We start from the raw sequence: 19,634 nt of genomic DNA, 5'->3' as shown, positions 1-19,634 counted from the left end.
GGGGCGCGCGTTCAATTCAGACACTCGGCGTGACAACGAATGGGGGATAATAACGTTGTTGTGAGATTTGAACGCCTCACTGCGGCCAGCGCGCCTTGATGGCCCAGGCCCGGCCGACCAGCCGAATCGGCTGGTCGGCAACGCATCGGCCCTATCCAGCCATTTTGCGCCAGGGAATGAGCATTCCCACCTGCTTGCGGTAGAGGCGGTACTGGTCACCGAACATCGCGACGAGATCGCGTTCCTCGAGGAAGATGCCGAGCAGGATGTAGCCGGTGCTGCCCGCCGCGAACAGAAGATGGCCCCATGTCATGGACGGCGTCGCCCAGAAGGCCAGGAGAAAGCCGACATAGAGCGGGTGCCGGACCCATTTGTAGAACAGCGGCGTCCTGAACACGGGCGGCGCCGGTTCGCTCTTGCGCAAAGCGGCGAGAACCTGGCGCAGGCCGAACAGTTCGAAATGGTTGATCAGAAAGGTGCTGGTCAACAATACCGCCCAGCCGAGCCAGAACACGCCATGGATGACGGCGACCCAGACCGGGTTCTCGACCGTCCAGACGAGACCGGGAATCGGCCGCCATTGCCAGTAGAGGAGCAGCAGGATGAGGCTGGCCAGAAGCACATAGGTGCTGCGTTCGGCCGCGTGCGGGACAATCCGTGTCCACCAGCGCTTGAAAACCGGCCGCGCCATGATGCTGTGCTGGGCGGCGAAAAGACCGAGCAGCAGCGCATTGACGATGACGGCTTCGGCCGGACTTCCAGCGACTCCGGAATCGATCGATTTCGGCACGACCATGTTGCCGACGAAACCGACCGCATAGAGAAACGAACCGAGAAAAATCAGGTATGCGGCAACGCCGTAGATAAGGGTGATTACGCCCGCCATGAGTGCCCTCCATGCAAGCATCAGGATTCGGTCGGTCGACCGAATTCAGCGTCAAAAACCATAAATTTTCTGGCGAGTCAACTTGATCGGTCGCTCGACCGAGATAGAGTGGAGGGACGTCCAGCCCCGGACAGGAGAAGCTATGATCCGCCCAGATTGCATCGCTACCAGCGGCAGCCACGCCGCATGACGGACGCTGCCGAAGCCGTTACCCCGCCGCAGAACAAGCAAAAGCGCGACACGCGCGCCGAACTGATTTCGGCTGCCGAGTTATGCCTCCATCGAGGCGGTTATGCCGATCTGTCGACGCGCCGCGTTGCCGAGATCGCCGGCGTTCCGCTCAGCCAGATCCATTACCATTTCGGCTCCAAGGAACGGCTGTTCCTGGCCCTGCTCGACCATCTGAACGAGGGCCTGCTGAAGCGCCAGGCGGAGACTTTTGCGGCACCTATGCCGCTGTGGCAACGCTGGGAGCGCGCTTGCGATTTCCTCGACGATGATCTGGCGTCCGGCTATGTCCGGATCCTGCACGAGATGATCGCGGCAAGCCTGTCGAGCCCCGAGATCGCCAAGGCGGTGCGCCGCGACCTGCGCGGCTGGTTCGAACTGCTGGACGGACTGGCGCAAGAGGCGGAGCGGCGGTTCGGCGGCCTCGGGCCATTCTCCGCCGCCGAAGTGACCAGCCTGGTCAGCGCCGCATTCCTCGGCAGCGAGACGATGATCCTGCTTGAGATCGAGAGCCCGCATGTCCCGGTGCGGCAGGCGTTGCGCCGCTTCGGCGAAACCATCCGGCGGATGGAGGAAGCAGCGCCCGGCAGCTAGCCAGACAAGTCCAGCCGCGTCAGCCTTTGCGGCTGCGCATCAGCGCTTCGAGTTCGCTGTCGCCGCCTTCCGGCAGCATGATGCGGACATGGGCGTAGAGATCGCCATGGCCACCCGCCTTTTCCGGCAAGCCCCTGCCCTTCAGGCGCAGCACCTTATCGGAGCTCGACCAGGCCGGAATGTTGACCGCCAGCCTGCCGGTCGGCGTGTCGACCGGCACCTTGGCGCCCAGCACCGCGTCGGCCAACGCTACCTCCAGATCGGCATGCAGGTCACGGCCCTCGATGCGGTAGCGCGGGTGCCTGCGGATACGGATCTTGACCAGCGCATCGCCCGGCTGTCCCGGCCCCTGCTCGCCCTGGCCCTTCAGCCGGATGGTCTGTCCGTCCTCGACATAGACCGGCAGCTTGACCGCAATCTTGCGGCCGTCGGGGAACATCGCCGTCACCTTTTCTGCGGTCGCTATCTCCTCGATGGTGACGTCGAGCGTGACGTTGAGATCGGCGGCGGTCGCCTGCTGGCGGCGGTCGCCTGTTCCGGCGCCACGCGCGCCTGAAAAGGCGTCGCCGAAGATCTGGCTGAAGATATCGCTGTTGCCGTCGAACGGATCGCCGCCCGGACGCCCGGATCGGAATTCGAAGCGCGGGCCGCCGGCGCCCTGCTGGCGGCGGAAGCCACCGAACGGATCGCCGCCGCCGGCTGCGCCCTCGAAGCCCTGGAATTTCGGCTTGCCGTCGGCGTCGATCTCGCCGCGGTCGAAGGCCGCACGGTTCTTCTCGTCGCCGACGACCTCATAGGCCTGATTGGCGGCGGCAAAACGGTCCTTGGCCTTGGGATCATTCGGATTCTGGTCCGGATGATACTTTTTGGCGAGCTTGCGGTAGGCCGATTTTATGTCCTTGGCCGATGCGTTCTTGGCAACGCCCAGCACCTCATAGGGGTCGCGCATGCGTCCTGCCCTGGAAAATGAGTTAAATCCACGTTGGCCCTTATATGCGCTCCCATAGGAAGAAATTCCAGTGGCGCGCAGGCTTATCGAGGCTGAAATTGCGGCGCCCGCAAACCCTGGAAAATCAGAGCGGTTTGAAGTCCTGCATGTGCCAGCCGCCGGCCGCGGCGATGCACAATTGGCCCTTGAACAAAGCGACGCCGTCGAAGCTTTCGCGCGAGGCGGTAAAGCTGCGGCAGTCTTGGCCGTTGTCCTGCACTTCGGCGAGTTCGGTGATGGAGCCGCGCGAGCCGGTGTCGGCATTCGCCCACGGCACGGCCTGGCCGCGAAGCTCCTCGATGTCGGCCGAAGACACCGCATTGCCGATCGTGGTCTGGTCGGAAGCGCTGTCGGCGTCCGTCGATGTCACCCTGGCCGGCGCGCTTGAGGTGACGATGGAACGATCGACCTCGGCCTTTTCCAGGCTGAAGCCGCCGGCGCCGCAGGCGGCAAGCGGCAGTGCGATAATCACGATCACGGCTTTCGAACTGGCCGAAGCGATAACGCTCCATTGCCCGCTGTCAAAAGCTTGCGCGATACGCGACAATCGGCAACCTCCTGAAGCTCGAGACAATTTGAGAAAAACTATGAGTGACACTGAGTTAACAAGTAGTGACTTTACCGAAGCCGCCGAGCCGTTCCGGCTCTTTGCCGAGTGGCTGGAGGACGCCAAGAAAAGCGAAATCAACGACGCCAACGGCGTAGCACTTGCAACCGTCGATGCCGACGGCATGCCGGATGTGCGGATGGTGCTGCTCAAGGGTTTCGATGAAAGCGGCTTTGTCTTCTACACGAATTTCGAGAGCGCCAAGGGCCGCGAGATTCTTGGCAGCATGAAGGCGGCGATGTGCTTCCACTGGAAATCGCTGCGCCGCCAGGTGCGCATACGCGGTCCGGTGGAGATCGTCAGCGACGCTGAAGCCGACGCCTATTACGCGACGCGGCCGCGCGGCAGCCGGATCGGCGCATGGGCTTCGAAACAGTCGCGGCCGCTGGAAAGCCGCTTTGCCCTGGAGAAGGCGGTGGCCGAATACACGGCGCGCTACCCTATCGGCGAAATCCCGCGGCCAAAGCACTGGTCGGGCTTCCGCATCGTGCCGCAGGCGATCGAGTTCTGGCACGACCGGCCATTCCGGCTGCACGATCGGCTGGTCTTTTCGCGCAACGCCGAAGGCGGCTGGGACAAGACACGGCTTTATCCCTGAGGATAAGTTCAGGCCTTCTTGCGCGTCATGAAGGCCGTCAACGCGGCGCGCGCTTCGTCGGACTTCAGCCGCTCGGAGAAACGCTCGCTCTCCACCTTGATGCGGGCGACAAGCTCGTCGCGCGGGGCGCGCATCAGGTCACGAGCGATCTTCAGCGCCTGCGGCGGCTTGGCGGCGATCGCGCCGGCCGCGGCGAGTGCCGCGGCTTCTAGCCCGTCCTCCTCGACCACCTCATAGATCAGGCCGGCGGCCTTGGCGCGTTCGGCGGAAAAACCTTCGCCGAGTCCAAGCAGCGCAAAGGCGCCCTGCCTGCCGAGGATGAGCGGCGCCAGCAGGCTGGAGCCCGCCTCCGGCACCAGGCCGAGGTCGACGAAGGGTGTGCGGAACACCGTGCGCGGCGTGGCGAAAGTCAGGTCGCAATGCAAATTGAGCGTGGTGCCGATGCCGACCGCAATGCCGTCGACGCCGGAGACCATCGGCTTCTCCGTTTTGGCCAGCGCCATCAGGAAGTCCCAGACCTCGTTGCCGCCCTCACCGCCGGTGGCGATGACCAGGAAATCGGCGAGATCGTTGCCGGAAGAGAAGGCGCCAGGCACACCGAGGAAGACATGGACGCGAACCGCCGGGTCGGCATCGCCATCGGCCAGCGCCTTGGACATTGTCGCGTACATGGCGCGCGTCAGTGCGTTCTTCTTGTCGGGACGGTTCATGCGGATGATCTGGATGGCGCCCTGGCGCTCGACGAGAATATGGTCTGTCACGGTCATTCTTCCCTGGTGAGCGCTCTGGTATTCAGGCCGTTATCAGCGCCTTGCCGGCGGTAGCGAGGCTCTCGGCGCCATCGATGACGCGTTCCTTCAAGGCGCTGACTTCGCCGAGCAGGTTTTCGGCGAAAAAGCGGCAAAGGGCGATGCGGCTCTGCTGGGCAAGTCCGCCACGCGCCAGATAAGCGCCGCCGGCAGCAAGCGAGATCAGCCTGAGATAGGGGGTCGCACCGGCTTGCGCTTCGTCCAGACGGCCGTCGGCCAGCAGCTTCTGCAGGAAGCGCGTCGCCTCGGTGAGATCGTCGAACGCCTGGTCAAGCGCTTCGGCGGTGCGGCCGAAGCCCTGCAGGTTCGAGGTCCGCACCTCGTCGGCGATGGCCTTCAGTTCGGCGATATAGCCATGCACATGCTCGCCGCCGCCAAGCGGCAATTTGCGGGCTACAAGGTCGATCGCCTGGATGCCGTTGGTGCCTTCATAGATCGGCGCAATGCGGGCGTCGCGATAGAGCGCGGCCGCGCCCGTCTCCTCGATGAAGCCCATGCCGCCGTGGACCTGGACGCCGAGCGATGCGACATCGACGCCGATATCGGTGGAAAAGGCCTTGGCCAGCGGCGTCAGCAGATTGGCGCGATCGCGCCAATGCGCGGCCTCCTCGCCTGTCGACACACGCGCGAAGTCGATGGCATAGGCGCAGGAATACGAGATGGCGCGGGCGATCTGGGTCAAAGCCTTCATGGTCAAGAGATTGCGCTGCACGTCGGGGTGATGGACGATCGGCGCCATCCCGGCGCCTGAAAAGTCCGATGCCTTGCCCTGGCGGCGCTCATTGGCATAGGCGATCGCCTTCTGCGTCGCGGCTTCGGCCACTGCCACGCCCTGCATGCCGACGCAAAGCCTCGCGTTGTTCATCATGGTGAACATGCAGGCGAGCCCCTTGTTCTCCTCGCCGATCAGCCAACCGATGGCGCCGGGCGCAGCACCCTGGAACCCGTCGCCATAGATCATGGTGCAAGTCGGCGAGGCATGGATGCCGAGCTTGTGCTCGAGGCCGGAACAGAAGACGTCGTTGCGGGCGCCGAGCGAGCCGTCATCATTGACCAGGAATTTCGGCACCAAAAACAGCGAGATGCCGCGCGTGCCGGCCGGTGCGTCGGGCAGCCGCGCCAACACCAGATGGATGATGTTGTCGGTGAAATCATGCTCGCCATAGGTGATGAAGATTTTCTGGCCGAAGATGCGGTAGGTGCCGTCGCCGGCAGGCTCGGCGCGACTGCGCAAGGCGGCGAGATCGGAACCGGCCTGCGACTCGGTCAGGTTCATCGTCCCCATCCACTCGCCGGAGACGAGCTTTGCCAGATACTTTGCCTTCAGCGCTTCGGAAGCATGCTTGTCGAGCGCCTCGACCGCGCCCATGGTCAGCGTCGGGCCGATGCCAAAGGCCATGGCGGCGGAGTTCCACATTTCGAGCGCGGCAACGCCGACCATGGTCGGCAGGCCCTGGCCACCGAATTCTTCCGGTCCCGACAGCGCGTTCCAGCCGCCGTCGATCCAGCTGCGGTAAAGCGCCTTCCAGCCGGGCGGCGTGGTCACGGTCGCATCCTTCAGCACCGCGCCATGCTGGTCGCCGATCTTGTAGAGCGGCGCCACTTCCTCGCTGGCGAAGCGGCCGGCCTCGGACAGGATGGCGTCGACAAGGTCTTCGCCGAGGTCCCCGAACGTGCCGCGGTCGAGCGCCGGCTTGAGCCCGGCGACATGCTTGAGCGTGAACGAAATGTCGCCGACCGGGGCCTTGTACATGCCGCTTTCTCCTCCGCTGCTCCGGCCGCTCGATCCTAGGACCCGGGCCGATGCAAAACCATCCGCCTCTGGGCGGCCTCCGACCTTCTTTTTACGTAAACGTCAAACTTTGTCACGCGGATTTTCATCGAACTTCGTCGTCCACAGGTGGAGCGGGAGCGTAGCGGACGCCGAGTACCATGTCGCGACCTCGCGCTAGGGGCGCAACGGTGCAGAATTCCGCGCCGTGGCAGCGCTTCGAAGTCGCGGAATGCATACTATGGTCCGCGCCGCGTCGCTTCGCTCCTTGCTTCGCCATAGAATGACGAAATCGCGAGAGCGACAGGACTCCTGCCCGAAAGCACTTCCTTAACCATACCGGTCCACCATCGGTGTTTGGTCAGCGGGGATCCCCTGTTTGAAAACGCCGGCGCATCTTCTTCGCCGCTCAGCGATCGCTCTCGCGGCGATGATGGCGCTGACGTCAGCGGCTACAGCCTCGGACTTTTCCGAGCCTTGGCGGGATGGCGACCGCGCGCTGGTGGTCGACGCCTATGAATACAATTCCATCGACTGGGCGCAGCTTGCCACCGACAAGCGCATTGTCGGCTTCATCAACAAGGCCTCCGACGGGCTGCCGCCGCCCTATTTCTGCTACGGCGACGAGCCTACGGTCAAACTCTGCAAGACATTGTGGAAACGCTTTGCGGTGACGCGCGAGCTGTTTCAGACGCGCAAGGTGGTGGCCAAGGCGCTCGGCCTGAGATGGGGCGCGTATCATCTTGCCCGCCCCGGCAATCCGCTCGAGCAGGCCAACAGTTTCATCGATTTCGCCGAGCCAGCCCCTGACGATCTGCTCGCCCTCGATCTCGAAGGCAACGACCCCTCGCAATGGATGTCGCTCGAGGATGCCGAGGAATTCGTGCGCCAGGTGCACCGGCGGCTCGGCCGTTTCCCGATCCTCTACACCAACGGCAAGACCGCCCAGTACATCGCCGACAACCGCTACCAATACCGTCTGCTGTCGCGGCTGCCGCTCTGGTATGCGCGCTACAAGCCCGATATCGACGTGCATTTTCCGATGGGCAACTGGCAGGGCTATGCGCTGTGGCAGTTCTCGGCGCAGGCCAATTGCGGGCGCCTGCGCTGCCCCTACCGCGTCGCCGGCACGCCCAACGACATCGACGTCAACGTCGCGCCGATGGACGCGGCGGCACTGCGCCAGCAATGGCCCTTCGGCGGCCTGATCGACGTGCCGCCCGACTACCTCGCCTCGATACCGGTGCCGGTGTCGCGCGCGGCCGGGCTCGCCGGCAAAGTCACCATCACATACGCCGATGTGGCGACGCCACCGACGGTCGAGGAAATGGTGGCGGTGCTCGGCGCGCGCTGGCAGACATTCCGCGCCGCCTTCCGCATGCCGGTGGTCAAGACGGTGCCGCGCCGCGCGCGCTTCGGCATTGCCGAGTATGTCGCCTGGAAGCGGACCACGTATCGTTCGGAGGCTCTGCTCGAGGCCGCCTTCTCGCAGGCCGCCGACCCGGTCAGCACCGCTTCGACGGAACTGGTTCGCGAGCGCTGAGGCTTATGTGGCGGCGCTGGCCTTTTCCCGCGCCACCGCCTGCCAGCCTATGTCGCGGCGGCAGAAGCCTTGCGGCCAGTCGATACGGTCGAGCGCGGCGTAAGCGCGGCTTTGCGCTTCGCCCACCGTCTTGCCTGATGCCGTGACGTTGAGCACGCGGCCGCCATTGGCGACCAGCGCGCCGCCATTGATGGCAGTGCCGGCATGGAAAATCTCAACGCCTTCGCCAGCGGCTTCGTCGAGACCCCGAATGACCGAGCCTTTTTCCGGCGTCCCGGGATAGCCCTGCGCCGCCATCACCACGGTCAGCGCGGCATCGTCGCGCCAGCGGATCGAACTGTGCGCCAACTGGCCGTCGACGGCGGCGTTGAGCAGCACCAGCAGATCGTCCTTCAGCCGCATCATCAGCACCTGACACTCGGGATCGCCGAAGCGGGTGTTGTATTCGATCAGCTTCGGCCCCTTGTCGGTGATCATCAGCCCGGCAAACAGAATACCGGCGAACGGCGCGCCAAGCTCGGCCATGCCGCGCATGGTCGGCTCGACGATCTCGCGCATGGTGCGCTCGACCATTTCGGGGCTCATCACCGGCGCCGGCGAATAGGCGCCCATGCCGCCGGTGTTGGGGCCGGTATCGCCATCGCCGACGCGCTTGTGGTCCTGCGCGGTGCCAAAGGGAAGTGCGGTCGTGTCGTCGCACAGGCAGAAGAAACTCGCCTCCTCGCCGGTCATGAATTCCTCGACTACTACCTCAGCGCCGGCGTCACCGAATGCGCCGTCGAAACAAGCATCGAGGGCGGCGCGCGCCTCGTCCAGCGTCATGGCGATGGTGACGCCCTTGCCGGCGGCAAGCCCGTCGGCCTTGATGACGATCGGCGCGCCGACCTTTTCGACATAGGCTTTCGCCGAGGCAAGATCGGTGAAGCGGCCATAGGCGGCGGTCGGGATGCCGTATTTGGCGCAAAGGTCCTTGGTAAAACCTTTCGAGCCTTCGAGCCGCGCTGCCCGCTTCGACGGGCCGAAGACGCGGATGCCCTGCTCACGCAGATCGTCGGCAATGCCGGCGACCAGCGGCCCTTCCGGCCCGACGACGACGAGATCGATCGCGTTGTCCTGGCAGAAGCTGGCAACAGCGGCACGGTCGGCGATGTCGAGCTTGACCAGTTCGGCCTCGTGGGCGATGCCCGGATTGCCGGGCGCGGCATAGAGCCTGGTCAAAAGCGGCGAGGCCGCGATCTTCCAGGCCAGGGCATGTTCGCGGCCGCCGGAGCCGATTAACAAAACGCGCATGCCGATGTCCCTTGTCATTTCACGACAGGGACTGCGCTATTGCCCCGGGCGGCGCGGGTCAAGAGTTTTACCTTGCGCCATACCGGTTGCGCACGGGAACGTCGCGCCGAGAGCACGGCGTCCCCGGCCGGTATCAGCTCTGGAAGACGACCGGGAACCAGTCCTCGCGCAGTTTCTGGCCGGGCTTCATGTCATGGCCGGGATAGGGCGGCGAGGTACGGCCGGGGCGCTCGACATAGCGCGCATCGTCGCCGACCCAGCGCAGCGACAGCGCCCGGCGACGCGCCGCGGTCGGATTGCCGCGCGCACCATGCGCGGTGCGGAAGTCGAACAGGATGGCGTCGCCCGGCTCCATCTCCCATTCGAGCACCTTCAGCGACGGGTCCTTGTCTGGATCCGGCACGGGCAGATAATCGCCCTCGCCGGCATAGAAATTGCTGTCATCGAGCCAGCGCACCGGCAGGATCATCTTGTCCCATTTGTGCGAGCCGGCGATCAGCCGCAGCGTCGCTTCCTTGACCGGATCGATCGGAATCCAGAAGCTGACGGTCTGGGTGCCATCGACGAAGTAATACGGGATGTCCTGGTGCCAAGGCGTCGGCTTTTGCGTGCCCGGTTCCTTGACCAGCACATGGTCGTGGAAGAACTGGGCGCTGCGCGACTGCATCGCCGCTGCCGCGAGTTCCGCGGCCGGGGAATTGCGCACCACGTCGACGAATTCGGGAATGCGCTCCCAATTGCAGTAATCGTCGAAGAAGCTGCCCTTGCCGTTGGCGATGTCCGAGGCCGTGGCGCTGCGGTTTTGCATGTTGCGCTCGATGCCGGCGCCGATGGTGCCGACCCAGTCCTTGAAGGCGCCGCGTATGCAGACCGCGCCGTCGCGCTGGTAGTCGGCAATCGCTGCGGCATCGATATGTCTGGCGGCCATGTCATGTCTCTCCTGTTTCGATGACCGACTATCGCGGCCGCCGCACATCGCGTAAAATAATAACTTCTCATCTCCCTTATAGCTTTACTCTATGAACCTGACCCTCACCCAGTTGCGCTACCTCGTCACTGTTGCCCGTCACGGCAGCGTCACCGTGGCCGCCCGGATGCTGAACGTCTCGCAACCCTCGATCTCGGTGGCGATCGACAATGTCGAAGCGACGCTCGGCCAGAAAATATTCGTGCGCCAGCGCGGCAGCGGCATCGCGCTGACCTCGTTCGGCCGCAGCGCGGTGGCGAAGGCAAAGCAGGTGCTGGCCGAAGCGGACGAACTGGTTGGGCTCGGGACGCGCGACGCCGATGTCGGCGGCGAACTTGTGCTCGGCTGTTTCGAGGATCTGGCGCCTTATTTCGCGCCGGCGCTGATCCGCGCTTTTTCGCAACGCTGCCCGGCGGTCACCGTGGTGGTCCGCGACGAGACCTTCGAGACGCTCGGCCGGCGGCTCGGCGATGCGGCAATCGATCTCGGCCTGACCTACGATCTCGGCCTGCCTTCGCACTTCGCCCGCACCCTGCTGCATGAGCTGCGGCCACACGCGCTTCTGCCGCAAGGCCACGCGCTGGCCAGCCAGGCCAGCGTCAGCCTGGCGGAGCTGGCGACCCATCCCTTGATCACCACCGACCAGCCGCATAGCTGGCAGCATATGCTGGACCTGTTCCTCAGCCGCGGCCTGTCGCCGGTCTCGCAATCGACGGCGAGTTCGTTCGAACTGCAGCGCAGCATGGTCGCCAACGGCTTCGGCGTCGCGGTGAGCTACACCAGGCCTTATGGCGACAGGAGTTATGACGGGCTGCCGCTGGTCTGCAAGCCGCTGTCCGATCCGCTGCCGATGCAGTGCATCATCCTCACCCATGACACAAGGCAAAGGCTGTCGAAGGCGGCGCTGGCCTTCACGGAGGTGGCGAAGGAATGGTTTGCCAGCCACGATATTTTCACCGCCTGAGCGACAATGCGGCCGCTTGACGGCGCACGCCGCTGCTGCCACTCCAGCACGATGGAAACCATCCAGTCGGAAGCCGCACAGGGCCGCGTCGCCGACGCGCCGAGCGGCCATTGGGTCTACAAGATATTGCCGCGCTGGCTGTGGCCTTACGCGCAGCTTGCGCGCTGGGACCGGCCGATCGGCTGGCAATTGCTGCTGTGGCCCTGCTGGTGGTCGGCAGCGCTTGCGGCCAGCGCCTATCCGCGCGCAAGCGACCCGCTGCTCACATTGCTCCCGTCGCCATGGTTCCTGTTCCTGTTCTTCGTCGGCGCCGTCGCCATGCGCGGCGCCGGCTGCACCTATAACGACATTGTCGACCAGGACATCGACAACAAGGTCGAGCGCACCCGTTCGCGGCCGCTGCCGGCCGGCAAGGTGACGCGCCGCCAGGCCTGGATATTCCTGGTCATCCAGGCCTTGCTGAGCCTCGTCGTGCTGTTGCAGTTCAACGACTTCGCCATTCCGCTCGGCATCGCCTCGCTGGTGATCGTGGCCGTCTATCCCTTCATGAAGCGCTTCACCAACTGGCCGCAATTGGTGCTCGGGCTCGCCTTCTCCTGGGGTGCACTGATGGGCTGGGCGGTCGAGTTCGGCGATCTCGATGGCCCGGCCATCATGCTCTATATCGGCTCGATCCTGTGGGTGATCGGCTACGACACCATCTATGCACATCAGGACAAGGAAGACGACGCCATCGTCGGCGTGCGCTCGACGGCGCGGCTGTTCGGCGACAACACCAAGACCTGGCTGGTCGGGCTTTATGGCGGCACGCTGGTCTGCTTCGCCATCGCCTTCGCCTCGGCGCAGGCGCCGGTGGTGGCGCTGGCCGGGCTGATCGCCGCCGGCGCCCATATGGCGCGGCAGATAGCGGTTCTGGATATCGACGATCCCGATCAATGCCTGCGGCTGTTCAAATCCAACAACCAGGTCGGCTGGTTGATCTTCATCGGCCTGATCGGCGGTGCGCTGTGGGTGGCGCTAAAGCCGCTGGTGTAGGCTCCCTCTTCCTTCTCCCCTTGTGGGAGAAGGTGGATCGACGCGCAGCGCCGAGACGGATGAGGGGTGCTCCAGCGGAGTGAGGCGTTGGCGTTCCCTGGAACACCCCTCATCCGTCTTGCCGCTTCGCGGCAATCCACCTTCCCCCACAAGGGGGGAAGGAGAAGAGCGCTCTACTCTCTCGAAATAATCTCCTGGCCGTCGATCACCAGTCTCAGCCCGAGATTGCCGGCCCTGCGGCGGGCGAGGAAGCGCGGGCGGCGCGTGGTCGAGACCCGGCCCTTGCGGCGATCCTTGGCCGGCAGCGCCTTGATGGCGGCGCCGAGCGATTCCTCAAGCGTGCGGGCAATGCCGTCGGATTCGATCAGCAGCATCTGCAGCCGGTAGGCGTCGGCCCAGGCGCGCCAGTCGGCGGCGACGTCGTCGAGATCGTCGGCCACCAGCAGCGGCACCGACAGCATCGGGTCGTTGTGCAGGAGTTCGAGGGTTACCGTGACATTGCCTTGCGCATCCTCCATCGCGCGGGCGGCGACGCCGCGAAACGCGTTGGCGGGCAGCGCGATGATCGCCGGCACGCCGCTCATCTCGAGCGTGCGGCGGATGACGGCGCCGCGCTGGTCGATGGTGAAGGTAACGTCGCCATAGTCGTCGCGCGTGGCATAGCTCACCACTTGCGGCAGGCGGAATGGGTCGAGGCGCATGTTGCGCCCGGCCCAGACGGGCTTCAATACACTGTTCATCTGCTGCCTTCCTGTGTTTCTCCTGAGAGCCGCTTTCACGGATCCCACCGGGCCAGTTTTCCCGGCCTCGTTGTGTGAAACATTAGCGCGAGCTTCTGCCGCGCGGCTTAAGAAAGTCAGTTAAATTTTGCTGATCTCAGGCGATGGTTATCGGAATGAAACCAGCCACAAAATGTTGAAAGGATCAGATAACCTTACCGGGATTCATGATGCCGGCTGGATCGAAGACGGCCTTCACCCGGCGCATCAGTTCGATCGCCATTGGCGGCGCGGTGGCGATCAGTTCGTCGCGCTTCAACTGGCCGATGCCATGCTCGGCCGAGATCGAACCGTGGAAGGAGCGCACGACATCGTGCACGGCATGGTTCATGGCGTGGTAGAGGCCGAGAAACGCTTCGTCGTCACCGCCCTCCGGCCGGGAGATGTTGTAGTGCAGATTGCCGTCGCCCATATGACCGAAGCAGACCACGCGCGCCTGCGGACTGACCGAAGCCACTGCACCGGCCGCCTTTTCGATAAACGCCGGGATGGATGCCACCGGCACCGAAATATCATGCTTGATCGAAGCACCTTCGGGCTTTTGCGAATCCGGCAGCACCTCGCGGAAGTTCCAGAACGCGTCGCCCTGCGCCAGGCTGGCCGCGATCACCGCGTCGCCGACGATGCCTTGCTGGAGGCCTGCCGACAGCACTTCTTCGATCAGCCCCCTGGCGTCCTCGGCTGAACGGCCCGACGACACCTGCATCAACACATACCATGGCCAATCCTGCGCCAGCGGCCGCGTGACGCCCTGCGCATGGCGCAGCGTGAAATCATACGGACGCCGGCCGATCAGCTCGAAGGCGGTGAGTGCCGCCCCTGCCCGGTCCATCGCCAGGCTGAACAGCGAAAGCGCTGCTTCCGGCGACGACAGGCCGGCAAAGGCCACTTCGCGCCCCTTGGGCTTGGGAAACAGTTTCAGCACCGCTGCGGTGATGATGCCGAGCGTGCCTTCGGCGCCGACGAACAGGTTCTTCAGATCGTAGCCGGTGTTGTCCTTCTTCAATTTGCGCAGATCGTCGAAGACCTCGCCGGTCGGCAGCACCACTTCGACGCCGAGGCAGAGTTCGCGCGCATTGCCATAGGCAAGCACGCCGGTGCCGCCGGCATTGGACGAGAGATTGCCGCCGATCTGGCAGGACCCTTGCGCGGCGAGCGACAGCGGAAACAGCCGGTCGGCGGCATCGGCCGCTTCCTGCAGCGTCTGCAGGATGACGCCGGCTTCGACGGTCACCGTGTTCGAGAAGACGTCGATCTCGCGAATGCGGTTCAGCCGCGACAAAGAAAGCACGATCTCGCGGCCGGATGCGTCAGGCACCTGGGCGCCGACCAGCCCGGTGTTGCCGCTTTGCGGCACGACCGGCGTTCCCGTCTCGCTCGCCAGGCGCATGATCCGGCTGATCTCGTCGACGCTGCCGGGGCGCAGCACCAAGGCGGTCCTGCCGTGCCATAGGCCGCGCCGCTCGGTCAGATACGGCGCAATATCGGCCTGGTCGCTCAGCGCATATTTGTCGCCGACGATTGCCGCGAAGCGGGCGATGAGAGCGGGATCGAGGTCGAAGGGTGCGTCGTTCATGGGCGCAAACTATGGCGCTCAATCGAGCTTGTCACGGGGGGCAGCGGCACGAAACAGCCGATCGTTGATCGCCTCGCCGAGCCCATCGAACGGGATCGGCTCGACGGCGATCGTCGCCGCACCGCTGCGGTCGAGTTCCTGCAAATACGCGAACAGATTGCTTGCGGCTTCGCGCAAATCGCCTGACGCGGACAGGTTGCGCAAGGCGGCCGCCGCTTGCCAGCCTTCGGCGCGGTCGCCACCAAAGGCCAGCAAGGCCTCGCCTTCAGCCACACTCTGTGCATCGAGCCGCACCGATGCGCGCGGCGCATAATGCGACGCCAGCATGCCGGGCGCCTCGATGCCGGCTGTCGCGCCGCGCTGCAGCTTAATGCCGGTGACGGCCTCGATATCGGCGGCAGCGATGCCGCCTGGCCTCAGCAGCCGCACGCTGTTGCCTTCGACCTTGACGATGGTCGATTCCAGCCCGACCGGGGTGGCGCCGCCATCGACCACCAGCTGGATTTTGGCGCCGAGATCGGCCGCGACGGCTTGCGCCGTCGTGGCGCTGATCTTGCCCGAAGAGTTCGCGCTGGGCGCGGCCAACGGCCGGCCGAGTCTGGCGATCAGCTCGCCGCCGAACCCCCTGGGCATGCGCAGCGCGATCGTGTCCAGCCCGGCGGTGACCAGCGGATGGATGCCGTTGCCGGGTTGGAGCGGCAGCACCAGCGTCAGCGGCCCCGGCCAGAACGCCTCGGCCAGCCGTTTCGACAGCGGATCGAAGGCCGCAATGCGCTCGGCCATCGCCAGATCGGCGACATGGGCAATCAGCGGGTTGAAGCGCGGCCGGCCCTTGGCTTCGAAAATGCGGGCGACGCCGACGCCATTGGTCGCGTCGCTGGCCAGTCCATAGACGGTCTCCGTCGGGATGGCGACGACGTCGCCGCCCTCAAGCAGCGCCAACGCCTGCTCCATCGCTTCGCCGACGGATAGTATCTCAGCCACTCGCTTCACCTCACAGGCACCGGACCTAAAGCGCGTCGCGCTGAACCGGATTCATGCGACGCGCTTTAGGTCTTTGTTTTGATGCATGTCGTTCTCTCAAAACCGGGGCCACTTTTGAGCGACATGCATTAGAGCGGTTCAGCGGTTCGCTGAAACGCTCTAAGTATTTGTTTTTGCGCAATTCCGGACGGAAAACCGCTACTCACTTTTCCTGGAATTGCTCTAATACGGCAGTGGTTTTCGGGCAAGCCGGCGTTGGCGAATTATCAATGCCTAAAATGCTACGTTTCCCTGCAAGCCGGCATCAATCCACTGGGGTTAAGGCTATTTGCGGTTAGGGCTGGCGGCTTGTCGGGCAAGGGGACGGTTTCGATGTCGATGCGTGTGCTTGGAGCGCTTGGTTTCACCCTGGCGGCGATGACCGGTGGGGCGCACGCCTCGTCGATCGTCTCTCTCGGCGTCTCGACCTCGACGCCATCGGTCATCAAGGTTGGCGGATCCGAACCGGTCAGGATCGCCTCGTCGCCATCGATCGTCGCACTCGGCGATGCCCAGCCCGATGTGACTTATGAAAAGGTCGCGGCGATCCCCGAAAAGCCTAGGCACGGCCAGGACCCGATGATCATTCGCGGCGGCATCGTCGGCGGCGCCTTCGCCGCGCCGGCTCCGGCCAGGGCGAGCGCCGCGGCGCCGGCGACTGAGCCGACGGCAGAGACCGCACCAGCCGGAACTGCAACGGCATCGAACGGCAAGCCCGAGTCGCAACCGGCAGCGCCGCAGCCGGCAGCAACACCGCAGCAGCCGATCGAGGGCGTCGGCAAAGCCGAGTAGGCCATTCAGCCAAAACAGTCGGCCAAGACAGTCGGCCGATCCATGCCGCTTGACGCCGATCGACGCCCCGGCGCAGGATCGGCTTGGCGGCGGCGGCCCCAATTTCGCCAATCGGGTTTGGCATGAGCGCGCCGGGTTCTAGGAGAGCGAGGGGTTATCATGAACATGACGAAATCTTTGACTATTGCCGGCCTGTTGCTGGCGTCACCTATAGGTGTCGGCGGCGCGCAGGCCGGTGACGAGCTAGGGTCCTACGTCGCGCGCATTTCCGATCGCGACCACCATGCCAGCGACGGCTATGAGCTGAGCAGCGCAGCACAGATGGTGCGGCAGGACCGTGCCAACTGGCACAAGTTCCACCGGCGCGATGCCGACGACCAGGGCGATGACTGGTTCCGCAGCAACGATGATCGCGCGTATCTGGAACGCATGCTGAAGCGCGGTGGCGCGATGAGCTCCTCGACACGGAACGCCATCGTCAATGGCGAGCCGCTGATCCAGGTCGACGTCTATTCAGACAGCGTGCATGTCAGCATTTTGGAGGACTGACGGAGTCAGCCTCGGGAGGACTGAAAACAAAACGGGCGGCGTGTGAACGCCGCCCGTGTTCGGGCTTGTCCGTCCCTTAGCCAGCTATTCTGGAAAAATCCGCGACCTGATCGGTGGCCGTGCGGATGCGAGCCAGCAGCGCCAGGCGGTTGGCGCGCACGGCCTGGTCCTCATCATTCACGAGAACGCGTTCAAAGAATGAATCAACCGGTTCACGCAACACGCTAAGCGCCAGCATGGCGGCGGAAAAGTCTTCGTTTTGAATCGCTTCGCCGGCTTCTCTCTCCGCCTGATTCACCGCCGCAAACAGCGATTTCTCGGCCTCCTCGCGAAACAGCGCCGGCTCAACAGTCGCGGCGACGCGCGTTTTCTTCTTCTCCTCGGCAGCCAGAATGTTGGCCGCGCGCTTGGCGCCGGCGAGCAGGTTCTTGCCGTCCTCGGTGTCGAGGAAGGACCCTAGCGCCTCGACGCGGCGCACGATCTGCAGGAGGTCATCCGAGTGCGATTGGCCGATCTCCCCCCTTGTGAGGGAGATGCCCGGCAGGGCAGAGGGGGGCGCGCCAGAATGAGAGGTCGGCGGGACAGCGCCCCCCTTTGTCGGCTTCGCCGCCCCCACAATGGGGGAGATTGGCGCGCTTCCACCACCTGCCAGCACGGCGTCAATGAGATCATGCCGAGCGCCCTGGTCGCGGAGATAGACTTTCAGGCGGTCGTGGAAGAAGGCGAGGAGGTCGGAGCCAAAGGCCCGTCCAGCCTTAGACGCGAGATAACTCGCCGTTTGATAGGCACTATCGAAGAGCGATGTCAGCGGCAGTGAGATCCCATTCTCGATCAGGATCCTCACCACACCCAGTGCTGCCCTTCTCAGCGCGTAAGGATCCTTCGAGCCCGTCGGCTTTTCATCAATGGCCCAGAAGCCGACCAGCGTATCGATTTTGTCGGCCAGCGCGACGGCAATCGACACCGGATTGGTCGGCACGCTATCCGACGGACCTTGCGGTTTGTAGTGCTCCTCGATCGCCGCAGCCACGGACGGATGCTCGCCTTGCAGCAGCGCGTATTTGCGGCCCATGGCGCCCTGCAGTTCCGGAAACTCGCCGACCACTTCGGTGGTGAGGTCGGCCTTGGCCAGCACAGCGGCACGCCCGGCGAGCGCGGCAATCTCCCCCCTTGAGGGGGAGATGTCGCCGAAGGCGACAGAGGGGGTCGTCTCGCGTGGCGCGCTGACTCCCTCTTTCTTTGCAAAGCCAGATTGCGTCGCGGCAGCCGAAGCGACCCCCTCTGGCCTGCCGGCCATCTCCCCCTCAAGGGGGGAGATCGACTGCGCCACTGTTGGCGCCAGCTCTTCCGCCAGCCGCTTGATCCGCTCCACCCGCTCGCCTTGCGTGCCGAGCTTGGCGTGGAAAGTCACCCCGAGATGGTCGAGGCGGGCCATGCGCTGGTCGAGCGGCTTTTTCAGATCGAGCCCGAACTTTTTTGCCGATGCCTCGAGCTCTCCCAGATCGGGCAGATCGCCCTGGTCGGTCCGCCAGAAGTACAGCGCATCCGACAGGCGCGCGCGCACCACCTTGCCGTTGCCGTGCGCGATCTCCTTGCCGCCATCCTTCGCCTCGATGTTGGCGGTGAGGATGAAGCGGTTGGAGAGGTTTTCGCCGTCGCCCTGCGGCCGGGTGACAAAGCATTTCTGATTGGCGCGGATGGTCAGCCGGACCACTTCGGGCGGAATGGCAAGAAAGGCCTGCTCGAATTCGCCCATCAGCACCACCGGCCATTCGACCAGGCCCGACACTTCCTCCAGCAGCCCTTCGTCCTCGACCAGATCGAGCCCGTTGGCGAAGGCGAGGTTGCGGGCGTCGGCAAGGATGATCTCCTTGCGCCGGTCGCCGTCGAGCACGACCTTGGCTGCTTCCAGCTTGGTCACGTAATCGTCGAAGCGACGCACGGTGATTTCACCCGGCGCCATGAAACGATGGCCGTAGGTGATATTGCCCGAGCGGATGCCATCGATCTCGAAATCGACCACCACCGGCTCCTCGGTCTCCGGCCCGAAGGTGCACAGAATCGTCTGCAGCGGCCGCACCCAGCGCAGCGAACCGGGCTTCGCCGAAGCCGGCCCCCATCGCATCGATGTCGGCCAGGGGAAGCCGCGAATGATGGCCGGCACCAGTTCGGCGATGATTTCTTCCGCCGCCCTGCCCGGCTTCGAAATATGGGCGACGTAGAAGTCGCCCTTCTTCGGATCTGAATGGACATGCGCCTCGGCAGCCGAGGCAAGACCTGCCTTGCGCAGAAAGCCCTGCACCGCCTGTTCCGGCGCCGTCGTCGACGGCCCCTTGATCTCCTCGTGGATATCCTTCGAGCGCGCGGTCAGGCCCCTGACATCGAGCGCCAGGCGCCGCGGCGTCCAGTATTCGCGCGCGGCGTCATAGGTCAGACCCGCCTCCACCAGACCGTCGGTCAGCATCTTCCTGAGATCGCCCGCCGCCTTGCGCTGCATACGGGCGGGGATTTCCTCGGAGCGAAGTTCCAGCAACAAATCCGGCATCAGAGTTTCTCCACCCGCATGCCTTCTCCCTGATTGCGCGTCCTCGCGCCTCCGGCGCTGCGGTTGCGCGGCCGGGCGGGGATTTCCTCG

18 protein-coding genes are annotated in these 19,634 nt (G+C 64.6%); 7 read left to right on the top strand and 11 right to left on the bottom strand.

Translation table 11 applies throughout. The features are described from left to right. Positions 1–151 precede the first annotated feature (151 nt). On the bottom strand, positions 152–886 hold the full coding sequence (gene mddA, locus NKJ58_RS25465; RefSeq protein WP_023698505.1) for a methanethiol S-methyltransferase: 735 nt from the start codon (positions 884–886) through the stop codon (positions 152–154). Positions 887–1,072: 186 nt separating this feature from the next. On the opposite strand from mddA, the gene NKJ58_RS25460 reads away from it, so the two are divergent. Next, entirely contained in the window at positions 1,073–1,708 is a 636-nt protein-coding gene (locus NKJ58_RS25460; RefSeq protein WP_023692089.1) for a TetR/AcrR family transcriptional regulator, read from the top strand. Between the two features lie 19 nt (positions 1,709–1,727). Here the strand turns inward: NKJ58_RS25460 and NKJ58_RS25455 are convergent, their stop codons facing one another. Together NKJ58_RS25455 and NKJ58_RS25450 are read right to left on the bottom strand one after the other, a co-directional pair. Continuing rightward, on the bottom strand, positions 1,728–2,657 hold the full coding sequence (locus NKJ58_RS25455) for a DnaJ C-terminal domain-containing protein (protein ID WP_023702031.1): 930 nt from the start codon (positions 2,655–2,657) through the stop codon (positions 1,728–1,730). Positions 2,658–2,781: 124 nt separating this feature from the next. Beyond that, positions 2,782–3,243: an RT0821/Lpp0805 family surface protein gene (locus tag NKJ58_RS25450; protein ID WP_023698503.1), complete on the bottom strand. Its 462-nt coding sequence runs from the start codon at positions 3,241–3,243 to the stop codon at positions 2,782–2,784. A gap of 28 nt (positions 3,244–3,271) precedes the next feature. Between NKJ58_RS25450 and pdxH the strand changes: the two genes are divergently transcribed. After that, the gene (gene pdxH, locus NKJ58_RS25445; protein WP_081725434.1) at positions 3,272–3,901 is read left to right on the top strand and encodes a pyridoxamine 5'-phosphate oxidase; all 630 of its coding nucleotides are present in this window, start codon (positions 3,272–3,274) and stop codon (positions 3,899–3,901) included. Between the two features lie 8 nt (positions 3,902–3,909). Here the strand turns inward: pdxH and NKJ58_RS25440 are convergent, their stop codons facing one another. Both NKJ58_RS25440 and NKJ58_RS25435 read right to left on the bottom strand, forming a co-directional pair. After that, positions 3,910–4,662 carry a crotonase/enoyl-CoA hydratase family protein gene (locus NKJ58_RS25440; RefSeq protein ID WP_023738480.1) on the bottom strand — a complete coding sequence of 251 codons (753 nt, stop codon included), beginning with the start codon at positions 4,660–4,662 and terminating at the stop codon, positions 3,910–3,912. A gap of 31 nt (positions 4,663–4,693) precedes the next feature. Next, entirely contained in the window at positions 4,694–6,463 is a 1,770-nt protein-coding gene (locus NKJ58_RS25435; protein ID WP_286456335.1) for an acyl-CoA dehydrogenase family protein, read from the bottom strand. Between the two features lie 448 nt (positions 6,464–6,911). On the opposite strand from NKJ58_RS25435, the gene NKJ58_RS25430 reads away from it, so the two are divergent. After that, the gene (locus NKJ58_RS25430) at positions 6,912–8,024 is read left to right on the top strand and encodes a glycoside hydrolase family 25 protein (RefSeq protein ID WP_023806746.1); all 1,113 of its coding nucleotides are present in this window, start codon (positions 6,912–6,914) and stop codon (positions 8,022–8,024) included. A 3-nt stretch (positions 8,025–8,027) separates the two neighbouring features. Here NKJ58_RS25430 and purD read toward each other — a convergent pair whose 3' ends face one another. Then, positions 8,028–9,314: a phosphoribosylamine--glycine ligase gene (gene purD / locus NKJ58_RS25425; protein ID WP_352854084.1), complete on the bottom strand. Its 1,287-nt coding sequence runs from the start codon at positions 9,312–9,314 to the stop codon at positions 8,028–8,030. 133 nt (positions 9,315–9,447) lie between these two features. After that, positions 9,448–10,242 (bottom strand): phytanoyl-CoA dioxygenase family protein, encoded by a 795-nt coding sequence (locus tag NKJ58_RS25420; RefSeq protein ID WP_023752609.1) that lies wholly within the window; start codon positions 10,240–10,242, stop codon positions 9,448–9,450. A gap of 91 nt (positions 10,243–10,333) precedes the next feature. Between NKJ58_RS25420 and NKJ58_RS25415 the strand changes: the two genes are divergently transcribed. Both NKJ58_RS25415 and ubiA read left to right on the top strand, forming a co-directional pair. Beyond that, on the top strand, positions 10,334–11,245 hold the full coding sequence (locus NKJ58_RS25415; protein ID WP_023702041.1) for a LysR family transcriptional regulator: 912 nt from the start codon (positions 10,334–10,336) through the stop codon (positions 11,243–11,245). Positions 11,246–11,296: 51 nt separating this feature from the next. Beyond that, on the top strand, positions 11,297–12,280 hold the full coding sequence (gene ubiA / locus NKJ58_RS25410) for a 4-hydroxybenzoate octaprenyltransferase (RefSeq protein ID WP_352854110.1): 984 nt from the start codon (positions 11,297–11,299) through the stop codon (positions 12,278–12,280). Between the two features lie 173 nt (positions 12,281–12,453). Here the strand turns inward: ubiA and NKJ58_RS25405 are convergent, their stop codons facing one another. The 3 genes from NKJ58_RS25405 to NKJ58_RS25395 form a co-directional block, all read right to left on the bottom strand. Continuing rightward, on the bottom strand, positions 12,454–13,020 hold the full coding sequence (locus NKJ58_RS25405) for a DUF6101 family protein (protein WP_023668457.1): 567 nt from the start codon (positions 13,018–13,020) through the stop codon (positions 12,454–12,456). Positions 13,021–13,204: 184 nt separating this feature from the next. Further along, positions 13,205–14,635: an FAD-binding oxidoreductase gene (locus NKJ58_RS25400; RefSeq protein WP_352854081.1), complete on the bottom strand. Its 1,431-nt coding sequence runs from the start codon at positions 14,633–14,635 to the stop codon at positions 13,205–13,207. A gap of 18 nt (positions 14,636–14,653) precedes the next feature. After that, on the bottom strand, positions 14,654–15,619 hold the full coding sequence (locus NKJ58_RS25395) for an L-threonylcarbamoyladenylate synthase (protein WP_352462042.1): 966 nt from the start codon (positions 15,617–15,619) through the stop codon (positions 14,654–14,656). Positions 15,620–15,991: 372 nt separating this feature from the next. Here NKJ58_RS25395 and NKJ58_RS25390 point away from each other — a divergent pair, with 372 nt between their 5' ends. After that, positions 15,992–16,450, top strand: a complete 459-nt coding sequence (locus tag NKJ58_RS25390; RefSeq protein ID WP_023834484.1) for a hypothetical protein — start codon at positions 15,992–15,994, stop codon at positions 16,448–16,450. Between the two features lie 159 nt (positions 16,451–16,609). Then, positions 16,610–16,999: a hypothetical protein gene (locus NKJ58_RS25385; protein WP_023668461.1), complete on the top strand. Its 390-nt coding sequence runs from the start codon at positions 16,610–16,612 to the stop codon at positions 16,997–16,999. Positions 17,000–17,075: 76 nt separating this feature from the next. Here the strand turns inward: NKJ58_RS25385 and glyS are convergent, their stop codons facing one another. Next, a complete protein-coding gene (gene glyS / locus NKJ58_RS25380) occupies positions 17,076–19,544 on the bottom strand; it encodes a glycine--tRNA ligase subunit beta (protein ID WP_352519992.1) in 2,469 nt (822 codons plus the stop codon). Positions 19,545–19,634: the final 90 nt, after the last annotated feature.

This window comes from Mesorhizobium sp. M0139, assembly GCF_040322455.1.
Taxonomy (GTDB): Bacteria; Pseudomonadota; Alphaproteobacteria; order Rhizobiales; family Rhizobiaceae; genus Mesorhizobium.
The sequence above is the reverse complement of the archived record's forward strand: the minus strand, read 5'-3'. Positions and strand labels throughout refer to the sequence as shown.